Source organism: Streptomyces sp. x-19 (assembly GCF_046549115.1).
Classification (GTDB): domain Bacteria; phylum Actinomycetota; class Actinomycetes; order Streptomycetales; family Streptomycetaceae; genus Streptomyces; species Streptomyces albulus_C.
The window spans coordinates 17,300-28,970 of the sequence record NZ_JAJPWK010000044.1 but is presented as its reverse complement, the minus strand read 5'-3'; the positions used below and the strand labels follow the sequence as shown (position 1 = coordinate 28,970).

Annotated in this window: 6 protein-coding genes; 3 read left to right on the top strand and 3 right to left on the bottom strand. The window is 61.7% G+C overall.

All coding sequences use genetic code 11. The features are described 5' to 3' along the window. Window positions 1-371: 371 nt before the first annotated feature. From ACLJT4_RS40530 to ACLJT4_RS40520, 3 genes are all read right to left on the bottom strand, one after another. Window positions 372-1,268: a peptidoglycan-binding protein gene (locus tag ACLJT4_RS40530; protein WP_411130066.1), complete on the bottom strand. Its 897-nt coding sequence runs from the start codon at window positions 1,266-1,268 to the stop codon at window positions 372-374. A gap of 261 nt (window positions 1,269-1,529) precedes the next feature. After that, window positions 1,530-4,472, bottom strand: a complete 2,943-nt coding sequence (locus ACLJT4_RS40525) for a hypothetical protein (RefSeq protein WP_411130065.1) — start codon at window positions 4,470-4,472, stop codon at window positions 1,530-1,532. 69 nt (window positions 4,473-4,541) lie between these two features. After that, window positions 4,542-9,146, bottom strand: coding sequence for a hypothetical protein (locus tag ACLJT4_RS40520; RefSeq protein WP_411130064.1), 4,605 nt, complete (start codon window positions 9,144-9,146; stop codon window positions 4,542-4,544). Between the two features lie 913 nt (window positions 9,147-10,059). On the opposite strand from ACLJT4_RS40520, the gene ACLJT4_RS40515 reads away from it, so the two are divergent. The 3 genes from ACLJT4_RS40515 (at window position 10,060) to ACLJT4_RS40505 (ending at window position 11,651) form a co-directional block, all read left to right on the top strand. Continuing rightward, the gene (locus ACLJT4_RS40515) at window positions 10,060-10,278 is read left to right on the top strand and encodes a hypothetical protein (RefSeq protein ID WP_411130063.1); all 219 of its coding nucleotides are present in this window, start codon (window positions 10,060-10,062) and stop codon (window positions 10,276-10,278) included. Between the two features lie 193 nt (window positions 10,279-10,471). Further along, the gene (locus tag ACLJT4_RS40510; protein ID WP_411130067.1) at window positions 10,472-10,726 is read left to right on the top strand and encodes an IS3 family transposase; all 255 of its coding nucleotides are present in this window, start codon (window positions 10,472-10,474) and stop codon (window positions 10,724-10,726) included. A gap of 607 nt (window positions 10,727-11,333) precedes the next feature. Continuing rightward, window positions 11,334-11,651 (top strand): hypothetical protein, encoded by a 318-nt coding sequence (locus ACLJT4_RS40505; RefSeq protein ID WP_411130062.1) that lies wholly within the window; start codon window positions 11,334-11,336, stop codon window positions 11,649-11,651. Window positions 11,652-11,671 lie beyond the last annotated feature (20 nt).

The following is an 11,671-nucleotide window of genomic DNA, read 5'->3' as shown; positions in this document are numbered from 1 at the left end:
GCAAGCGGTGGACGATGCGCTGGAAGCGGGCCCTCCAGGCGTTCGACATCGCCTTCGACGGCCGCCTCTCAGCAACCCGCATCTGACCCAACAACCACACCAGTTACACCGTTAAGTTGACAGACCCTCTGTTAGGACCTCTTAGCCACATCGTCGATGACCAGTGCCGAGAGTCCCGAAAACACGGTTCTCACAAGGGAGTTGGCGTTTCGCATACGACGTCAACGACACCCGTCACAAGCCGTCACCACCGACTACGGAACAGAGCCGTTCTATTTAAAGTCCCCGCCGCCGGAGCTCGCGACCGCCGTACTCCTCGTCGCCAGCCAGCATCAGCAGTTCAGCCATGGGAGTACGTCGGCTGGGCCGTGTCAGTCGTCGGGGTCACGCGGGGTGGTGTAGGGGACGCTAAGGCGGCTCCAGGTGTCGGGGCCGGGCCATCCGTCGGCGTCGGGGCCGGTATAGCCGCATTTGCGCTGCCAGGCGGCGTAGGACTGGCGGTCCGCCTCGCCCCACTGGGGCCCCGGTCCCTGGGCGTAGGTGGCGCAGCTTTCGGCGACCAGTCGGTGTCCCATGGCGGTGATGATGGGGGAGTGGGGGCTGGTGTGGAACCAGTCGGTGCCGGGGAAGGGCTGGTGGGCCGGGGGAGTGCCGGGGCCGGGAGCGGGGGCGTTGGTGAGCCGGGCGGCGATGCGGCGACGCATGTCGGGCATGCTGAAGGTGGGGTCGCTCTTGGCGTTTGTCCACTCCTTGTGGCCGATGACGCTCTTGGCACCCCATCCGTGGCGGCGGCACAAGGCGGCTGCGGCCCGTTCGATGGCCTCGAGTTGTTCGGGCGGCCAGGGGTCGGCGCCATCGCCCATGTTCTCGCACTCGAAGCCGTAGAAGCACGCATTGCCGTCCGTATTCGAGGCAGTGGGCGCGGGAGGCCTGTCGTTGTAGGACTCGGTGATCACGGCCTGCTTCACGCTGCCGTCGCCGGAGCCAGCGTGGTTGGCGCGCCCGTCGCCGACGAGATACACCGTGCCGTCCTTGGCAATTACCCCGTGACACAACGGCCCGGGCAGCCCACTGTACCCCCGGAAACACAAATCGACCGTCGACTGCGTCCCCCGAGTCACTGTGTGATGAACGACCACACCATTGACCGGACCCCACACACCCTGTGCATTACGATTGTTCGTACGCCAGCCACTGGTCTCGAGTACTCGAACACCTTCATTGCGCAACACAGCTATGAGCTGGTCTGCCTGCAAGGGAACCGCCATGATGTCCCTCCTCCTCGCAGTCGGCACGGACGTCTGTGCCAAGTGTCGCTCTACCTGCCCGGTATCGGATCCCTGAATAGTTTGACCGCTGTCTTGCATCACCGGACCGGGAGGTAGCCTGCCTACTCTGCTGGCAGTCTGTACGCCGCCGCCCGATCCACTCCGGCAGGGCAGCGGCCCCTTAGGCCACCACTCCCGCGCCGGTATGGGCAGGTGCTCACTACGCCTCCCAAGGCGATATATATGTTTTTACGCGATCTTTCATTCAGGCATGCTCGCCGTGATGTAGGGCGGGTGCATCGGCTGCCAGTCGCTGCTGCCCTGTCCGTCGGCGCGGAAGGAGGGTGCCCAGGTGGCGGGTGCACCGGACTCGACCTGCACCTTGACTAAATAGAGGAACTGTCCGGGCGGGCTGTCGTGGCGCCAGTAGCCGTTCGTTTCGTCCCATTCCAGCTCGGGTGAGATTTCGACTGCTTTGAGACCGTCCGGCAAACCTGCAAGGAATGCGCTGTTTTTGCGATCGCCGCTTTCCCTCTCAAGGTCCGCCTCTCCCAACAGGGTTACGACATCGCCAAGGCCCAGCCTGGCGCCTGGCGCGGTGTCGGAGTACCACCGCACACGTGTCAGCGGCATTTCCGGCGCCTCGACGGTCAACAGAAGGATCCAGGGCGGTGTTACCTGGATGGTGAGTGTGGTGTCGGGTGATTCGGTGGCGTTGAGAGTTTGGGTGATAGTGAGGGTGATAGTGCCGTTGGGGAGGTTCTCGGTGGGGGTCAGGGTGAGTAGGCCGTCTGTGTCGGTGATGGTGCCGGTGGCGACGACGTTATCGACGGTTTTGAGTGTGACGGTGCTGTCGGGGCGGCCGGTGACGGTGATAGGGGGGCAGGGGCCGGTCACGGTGCTGCCATCAGCGGGGCTGGTGATCTCGGGTGGTGGAACTGCCAGCGGCACTGCGTCGGATTCCACCCATTGCCCGGCGACCTGCTGGCGGACAATGGCCCCGGCTGTGTTGTAGTCGTCGCCGTCGGCGTTGAAGCGGCCGTCGGTGCCAACGGGGTCCTTGCTGATCCACTCGCCGGTGCTGCCCTTGATGGCCAACTCGGCCCCTGGGAGGCCTGCGCCCTCGACGTTGACATTTGTGGTGCCGTTGCGGTAGGTCGCCACCTCGATCACCGGCCGGGGCCGGGTGAGGGGGATGTTGATGAGGGAACTCGTTTCCTGGCCGCTTTTCACCCGCAGGCGCAAGGTGGTGTCGTTGAGTTCGTATCCGGCGGGGATGTTGTTGTTGGTGAAGGTGTTGTCGGTGATGCCGCCGATGCCGACCCAGTCGTTCTGGCTGCCGCTGAAGGATTCGACGGTGGCTTCGTAGGGGCCGCAGCGCCCGGTTGCGGAGATGGTTCCGTTGGCGTTGTAGGTTGCTGTGAAGTTGTTGATCCAGGGGGTGTTCTGGACGGTGATGTGGCAGGGGACACTGAGCCAGCGGTAGTCGTCCAGCTCTGAGGTTCCGTCGCCCATGTCGAGCAGATAGGCGGTGAAGTTTCTGTCGGTGATGAAGGTGCCGGTAGTGAAGCTCTCGGCGGGGAAGGTCACGGTCCCGCTGGCATCGGTGGCGTCGTAGGTGTCGAGCGCGCCCGGGCCCTGTTCACCGGAGGAGGGGGGGCCTTCCATCTCGGTGTAGAGGCAGATAACGGCGTTGGGGTTGCCGGTGTTGCCTTCGCCGTGCTCGTAGGTGAAGGTGATGTCCTGGCCGGCGGGGAAGGATTCTCCTGCGGTGGTGAGGGTGGAATTGGCCACGGTGAACGTCAGTGGCTCGGCCAGATGGATGAACTCTTCCGGGGCGATCGCGGTCGTGAGGGTGGCGAGGTAGTCGCGAGCGCCGAGGTGGGGGATCCCCGGAAAGGTCACGGTGCCGGATGCACCCGTAACCACCTGATGGTAGAAGGGATCCTCACCGGGGTTCAGGGGGTCTTGGTTTGTTCTGAACACAGAGACGACCTGGCCTTCGGCAGCGGCTTGTTTCACTGTGTAGGCGAAGGTGAGGGGTTGGCCGGGATTGACGGCGGTGGGGCCTTCGAGGCCGGGAGTGCGGATGCTGGTGCGTTGGGCGGGGGCCGGGCTGCTGCCGCGGATGGCTGCGGTGGAGGGCGGGGAGAGCTGGGCGGTGAGGGTGTAGGTGCCTCTGCCCGCGTAGGGGCCCAGGGATGGAGGGGAGGTCGCTTCTCCATGGGCGTCGGTGTAGCGGGTTCCCAGTGATCGGGTCTGGCCGTTTTCGTCGGTCACCGAGAAGTCCACGGCGATGTCAGGAAGCGGCTGGTCCCCCAGCTGCTGGCCGTCAACGGGATCGTCGTCTGGGCCGGGGCCCATGGCCCGGATCGTGAGCGGGACCAGGGCCTGGCCGTCACCGCTGTCCAGACCGCCGTCCGAAGCCGGGGCTCCCTGCTCCTGTCCGGTGGAGACGTCGATCAGGGTGGGGAGCAGGATCTGCGGGCAGGGGATCTCCGCTGTCCAGGTCCTCTGGCTGTCCTCCGCTGAGACGTGCAGGGCGATCGTTGCGGGTGTGGGGTCCAGGGGTTTGACGGGGCGCAGGAAGAGGATGAAGTTTCCGTCCTCATCGGTGACGGCGTCGCCTGTGGGTGCGGGTGGGGACTGTGGGGTGGCGCTGAGCTGGAAGGTGTCAGAGGCCAGAGTGCAATTGATGCTCAGTTCGTCGGCTTCGGTGGCCGGGCGGATCACTCGCAGGCGCAGGGGGCAGCCGCCGGCCAGGTAGCACCGTTTCGGCAGGGAGGCCACTACCAGCACCTCCGGAGCGGTGCGGTCATAGTTGAGGCTGGAAGGCGCAGGGTGGTAGTCGTCGGTGTTGTGGAGTTCGGCGGTGAGGGTGTAGGTGCCCGGTCCGGCGAGCGGGGCGAAAGCAGGTGAGCTGGCCTGCCCGAGAGCGTTGGTGGGGCATCGGTGCTCCTGGGGCTCCGCTTGGAGTGTGGGACCCTCGAGGGTGAAGTCGACGAGGACGCCCTCAAGAGGGTCCAGGCCCCCTTCCCCTTGCGTCACCTTGATGGTCAGCGGTGCGAAGACGTCACTGCTCAGATGACTGTCGGACTCTTGGTCACCGTCGACAGGTATCAAAGTGACGGGAAGGGGAGCCAGCCGGGACGGGCTTGCGGCGGGCTTAGCCGCCTCCTGGTCTGCAGGCATGATCAACTCCACATAGGGATGGATGAGCAGGTCTGGTGCGGATTCTGCCGACCTGCAGTGGCAACACTGTCGCGATGTAGGTCAGGGTCTCTTGGCCCGGATGTCGGCGCTTTGGCGGTAGATGTGCACGAGTGTGTCCTGCAATCGGGTACCCAGGGCAGTGGCGAGGGCGCCGGCATCGGGGTCGGCCAGACGGTCGGCAGCGGCAAAGATCCCCGGCCCCAGGTTGCCGTCCGTCTTCTCCACATAGGCCCATGCTGCGCTCAGCTTCGTATGGAAGTCACTCCACTCCTGCACCCGCGCCGTGGCCCATTCCTCCTCTTCCCACTTCTCCTCTCTCGCGTCGTCATAGTGCTGGTCGGCAGCCGCACCGGCCGCAAGGACATCCTTCACCGCCGCCAGCCAGTCCTTCAGGGCCGCCTCCAAACGCCCCACCGCAGCCGTCGCCGAGTCTCGGCGCACGGGGTACCGTTCCTCCTCCTTGTCGCCAGCTTCGAGGACATCTTTGGCATCCTTGGCAAGCTGGAAGGGCAGTTCGCCGGACACGGCCGGGGTCAGCAGTGCCACGCGCACCGAATCGGGAAAATACTTCTCCAGCTCGAATTTTACCTTTTCGCGGTCGATGCCCCCGTCGGACTTACCGAAATCCGAGGTTCGGAAGGACCACATGCCCGGATCCCACAGCGTCCTGAGAGCTCCGCGAATGTCCTCGACCACAGCCCGTCCCCGACTTCCACCCGCATAGTAGTTCTTGAGCGCAACCTTCTTCGCGGGATAGTCTTGGGCATCGATTTGGCGATCCAAGATCTTGGTTTTCTCAACGGCAGCAAGAAGGGAACTCTGGAGTTCCCAGCAGTGGAGCCCGATGAGATCAGCCGTCGTATCCGGCTCAAATCCGACCTGCACAGTCCTGTCGCCAGAGAATACATGATAAGTGTGGGGCCTGTCCGGAACGGGTGCGAATGCATCGATGTGATCGAAGCCCGCAAACCACAGTTCCGGCCACAATACACGCTCATTGAGCTTTCTAGGGCCGGTAACCAACGTATCTTTCGCCCCCTCGAGTCGAATGCGTCGAAAGTATTCACCGCTGAAGAAGTAGAATTCCTTCGCTACACCGGGGACTGGAATGACCGCGTCTACAGACGTGAAGGGCGGCGAACCTCCCTGACTCAAAGAGGGCCAGCCCTCGGAGATGAGAGTGGATCCCACTTCGGGACTGTTCTGCCCCAGTTTGATACGCCGATAACGGGTTCCGCTGAAGATATAATATTTCTTCGAGCCTTCGATTTCCGTTGGCGCGGCGGCATCCACCACATAAAATGAATAGCTTCCAGTAATCAAAGACGGCCAGCTAGTGTTATCGATATCGGTTGTTCCTGTTTTCAGCCCCAAGGTGCGATGCCCGCTCAGGGTAAAAATCCGACTCCCGCCCTCGTGAAAGGCTGCAAACCGCGGCAAGAGCGATGCTCGGAGGGCGACAATCAGGTCGATCGGCATGAAGCCGCTATACGGTCCTCCCACCAACTCACTCTTGCCGCCTCCTTCAGGGATGGTGATGATACGGTAGCTCGCACCTTTACAAACAACGTAGTAACCGCTGACCGGTACGGGGATAACCTCATCGATCCGATCATAGTTGTCAGTATTATCCCCGTCGGGTGACTTGCCGAACAGGGCAGGCCACGTGTCAGCCGTGATCCTGCCCGCCCCCAGTCGTTTGCATTTCCCCTCATCGGATACCTCGGCATGGACGTACCGATTGCCCTCGAAGAACCAGAATCGATTATTCACCCGATCGGGCATTACTGCATCTACAGTCGACAGACTGATCTCCGTGCCACCATGTAGGCGCAAGCCACTGAAATGCTTTTCCCCGAATTCAGAGCGTGCAGAAGGACTGAAGATTCTATTTTCGCTGACTGAGGCATATTTGAAGCTGTGCGAGGGAGGCGACTTGAAAAAGAGGAAGCGTCCGTTCACAACATCGGATCTCTCCATCGAGGAAGCGAATTCAGTCGCGCCGTTCGGATCGTCCACGAATTCCGGTTCACCCTGGACAGGCGCTGTCTCAGTGTCCACACGTGAGAAGATCTCGCGGTAGTAGCCTAGGTGGGTGCTCCCAGGGGCACGGGAGAACACGTGGTACGGAGAAAGTTTCCCGGATACCGGCAGGAACAGGTCAACTCCACTGAAGGGCTTATCCCCTCGGGTGAGCACGCTCCAGTCGCGTTCGAATCCTTCGGTGAGACGGTAGTCCAGGCCATCTCGCTGCTTCGCCCTGTCCAATGCTTTCTCTTTCCCTTCTGAGAGAGAGCTAGCAGCCTCAGGGTTGAGCGGCTGATAGATGAACAAATCCTGGTAAACATACTTCCCAAATCTAGCCCACTGACTGTACGCCGCCGTTCCGTACGGGGGGATGCTCTTATCATTCTTCGAGTTCCCGGCAACTTCGTGCATGCGCCGGATACCTGCCTTGAAGTCGGCACGAGCGACCTCCAGCCATGTGACCATATTATCCTCGGCTGACTTCCGGGATTTTGACTTCGTAATGCCCGTGATGGTCTCGGCCAGGTGCTCGATGATACGCAGCTGCGTTTTGTAGCACTCCTCCAAGCCGTCGCGGGGAGTCTCCCACTTGTGCTCGTCGGGAAGGTCCGCCAGGGGTTCATCCAGGCCGTCGAGAAGTTTCTGCAGACTGCTGCCTGCGGCATCTCGCGTCTGCCTGTACAGGCAGACGCTCAGGTGGCAGTACGCGCGCCGTCGTTGTGCGTCGGTCGCCGTGCCGGGAGTCCCGTACAGCCAGTCGTTGTACAGCGTCTTGCGGCTCTCGCTCCACCCGGCCGTAGCGATGTCCTGATCGAGCTTCAACGGCGGCGTCCCCTTGCGGAAAGCATCCTCCAGCAGCCCAGGGGCCTGCAGCACAGCCAGCGTCATCTCGGCAGTGACACCCTCACCCCCCGGCCCGAACTTCCTCCGATACTCCTCCAGGCGTGCCTCCTCCCCCTTACCGTCCACAGTCAGTTGCCTGTGCACCTCCCCCGTCGCTGCTCCCAGCTTCCCCTGCCGCAACACCGACGTACCCGGCAACACATTCCCTGCCTGCGACCACACACCCTGCCCACCCGGCAAACCCGACATCTCACGACCGGTCACCGTGATCTCACCTGCCGCCAGAGCAGCATCCCCCTCAACCTCCTCCCACACTGGCCGCCACACAGCCAGATCTCGCTTCGCGTCAGCAGAAAGATCCGGGTCATTCGCGTCAATCGTCTCAACAGCCGCCTCCTGAGAAAGATCACAGTCGACCTCCTCCATGCCCGAGACAGCTTCCTGCTGTGGCATGACGGAATACGGGGTCGGCCCGGACAGGGAAAATGGCATCAATTTTACAGCGTAGGGCTTGAATACCTTCCCGCTGTATCCGGAAGCGAATTTCCCTGTACCAAAGGTTCCCTTCCGAGGCCGGTAATGCTCATACTCCAACTCGTGCACATCAATACGCTCGTCGAGTACCACCTTTTCCTTGCTAGCCTGACTGTACGAATGCCGAACCGGGCCTCGCAGCATGGAGCCTTTTGCCAGTTCACCCTCGGTGGTTCGAGCAGCTCCCTCCAGAACCTCCATCTGGAACCTGAACTGTTCAAGAGCATCATTTCCAGCCGGGTCGTTCTGTCGCCCAAACGTCCCTGCCCAGAGGCTTGTTTCTTTCAGTCTGTGAAGCTCGCTATGCAAATCCACCATCAAGCCACGCAAGCGATGCGTGCCATAGATCTCCTCCCAGGTCAAAATACCCTGAGAGCCGTCACGCAACACCAGATTCTTAGCACCCGGGACCACCTTCAGTGCCGCGGCCCGAGACCGCTTATACGATCCGGTGAAAATCTCCTCGCACTTCTCGGGAACCTTGACCCATTCGAAACGTGTATCGCTTCCTGTGATCCATCGGTAAAGTCGGGAAAGGACCGCAACCGGAGTATTTCCATGTGCGACCCTGTCCGGTACCAGCGTGCTGGGATGCGTGGTGGAAGCGACGGCCCCTGTGGCAGCATGCAGTGAATGCAGATCCTCATGACCGTCGATCACGTTGAACGGCATAACCCTGTCCAGCCGATACCTTGCGGTCAGCGACTTGTAGCGCACGGTCACTCGGGGATCCAAGTACTTGTAGCTGACCGTCCCATGAGGAAAACCGTTATTCCACAGTTCTTCCACACGCTTCCATTCATCAGCAATCCCCTCATCGCCCTCCTCGAATTCTTTAAATTTAGCCAGATGCCCCTCCAGAACGGACAGCGAAGCGGTGTGCGTTTGCGGCACCCAGTCACTCTCCGCCGCCTGCCGTAGGGGGTTGCCCGCAGATGTATGTGTGGCATCGACGATGCTCCCGAGGGTCATGCCGGATGTCTGCGGCGTCTCCAGTAGCGTGTCGCGGGCCAGTACCGCTTGATTACCAGTAGCTGCGGTCCTGGATGCGACGGTCTCAAAACCCGCCCAGTGCACCTGCCCCTCAGTCTGCGCATCTTTCACCGCCTGAGTCAGAGGGCTGTCCCCTCCCCCATCGGGGGGACGGTCGCTGGGGCCGAAGGGGCGAATCCGGGCACGCGACTTCAAGATCCAGCGCCCTTCCTGCTGGCGATACTGTAGATCATATTTATTGGCCACGTCATTCAGGTACCGCTGCATGTCTGCTGTATTCGCCCCCGCGGCCCGGACTGGATCAGCGGATGTCTTAAAATCTATGTAGCGCGAAGTGTAGTGCGAAGTAGCCGTAGCGTGACCCTCATGGAGGGCGCCAGGGTAGACGATAATACCTGGGCAGACCCTGTATACCCAGATAGGTTTCATCGTGTAACGAGCGGGGCCTCCGCCAGGCACTCGCGCGGGAAGCTGAATCTGGTAAACATTCCCCCCTCGTACACCCGTCACTGGATCGGGCACCTCCCGATCCTCAGGGTTGGCGTATATGTTTCCCTCTGGGTCAGTCAACTGAAAACGCGTCGCATACGGCATACCTGACCAACTCCTACGGCAAAATAGAAGGCTCGAAGTTCAACCGCAGAGCACAGATGCAGAATCACATATGTGCACCAGCCCTGCCCGCCCTCAACACTCATCGAGGCCAATGCCAGCCAACGAACAGACACCACCCGAGACCCCCCACCGCGCCTACGGATCAAACCCGGAAGTTCAAAGCTGAACGGAGCAAAAGGAAATGACCACATAACGCCAGCCCTCACTACACTGCCAACCAAACCATCATGCGCTGAGCCCCCGTGTGCTGCCACTTGACACACGAACGAACCACCACCCCTGCACCTGGACCGGTCCAGCGCAACGCCTCCTGGAGTACACTCCGGACCGCTTTCCACCAGAGGCCCGGGTTCATTTGCGCAAGCGTCTCGGTAATCACTCTGCGACCGGCGGCGACCGGCTTGATCATCGCCCCCGGTGTCGGCCCGCAGACCGCCGGCCATCCGCTGGCCAACGCGGACGGACAATCCCGGCCGGCTCCACTCCGAAGCTGCCTTCGCCCACCTCCGCGAAGGCGCCTCAATCCCTGCCTTCTCCGGCCACACCAACCGCCACCGGCTCGATCGTGGCGACGACCGTCAGGCCAACAACGCGTGGCTGGGTCCGCCAGGCCGAGGCTGATCGTGGCGAGCGCGACGACCGGCTGACCATCGCCGAGCAGGACGAGCTTAAGCAACTCCGTGAAGAAGTAGCGGAGTTGAGGCGGGCGAACGAAATTCTTAAGGCCGCGTCCGTGGTTTTTGCCCAGGAGCTCGACCGTCCCCGGACGAGGCCGCACAGGTGATAGACCACCTGCGCGTCAAGGGCCTCGGGGTCGATCTCGCCTGCCGGGTGCTGGAGCTGTCGCCGTCGACGTACTTCGCCCGCACTAATAAGCGGCCGAAGTCGGCCCGCCGGCTCCGTGACGATCAGCTCATGCCGTTACTGTAATCGAGGAGGTCCACGCGGAGTCGGGCGGCACGTAGGGTGCCCGCCGGATCACCCGCGCGCTTCGGCGCAAGGGCGTCGATGTGGCCCGCTGCACTGTCGAGCGGCTGATGGCGGAGTTGGAGATTGAGGGCGTCATCTGCGGCCGCGGAAAGGTGACACTCGAACGCGTCTATGCGGTCACCAGCCTGCAAAGCGAGCAGGCCACATCCGCGACACCACCCTTCGCGAGGACGCCTGCCGAGTGCGTACCGGAAACGCGCCCCGCGCCCTGGCCACCTTCCGCAACCTCGCGATCGCCCTGACCCACCTCGTCGGCTGGAACAACCAGGCGGAAGCCGCAGACCACTACCTGTCACACCCGACCACGCACTCGACTTCATCACGCCCACCAGCTGAGAACGCTTCAGCCCTGGGAACCAACAGGGCCCCTTGATGCCGGTGTCGAGTGAGATCAACACCTCAGCGACAAGGGGCTCTGCCATGTCACCCATCACCCCGCTGGCCAGGCCATTTCGCCCCTGTGGAACAGGATGAAAGAGATTCAATAAGGTGGTCAACTTTCGTCGATTGTTGCGCCACGGCGTCGAAGATAAGATCGCTCTACTGACCACTCGGCTCGGGTTTGGCTTATACGCAGAGGTGCTGCCATTGCCATAGGTCATAGTGTCCGCGGACATCAAACCCTGTGGGCAGCTTGATCTGGGTTCGGGGAGTGGTCAATTGCCGAGCTGGCTCCGTGATTCCTCGAAAATTGGAGGCACTGTAATGCTCCATCGTGCTGCTCGCATCACTCTGCCGTTCTTGTTTGCCGGCGGTGCGCTTATTGCAAGCATACCGGTTGCTCTCGCGGCGGAGACACAGAAGCCCACCCAAGGGCCAGCGCTGATGCTCGTCCAGGGATCCAAATGCATGACCGAGCATGTCGACAACAACGTTGCGCTCGAAGACTGCAATGAGAGCAACGGCAGGCAGTATTGGTCGAGCGTCCCCACTAACGCCGACGGTCTCGCTGGGCGCGCGCTGATAAATTTGTCCACTGGCCACAAGATGTCTGTCGTCGGAGATAACGTTGTAGCGAGCTCCGGTGGAACCAGGGAAACCGTGTGGGATCACATTAACGTACCCGGGGGGTATCATTTCAAGAACCTATTCCTTGGATCATTCATTGGAACTGAGGGGGAGAATGTCAAGATGCAGCAGCAACCAATGACTTGGTCCGCGAGATGAGGCTTGGAAGTTTTCTCGCA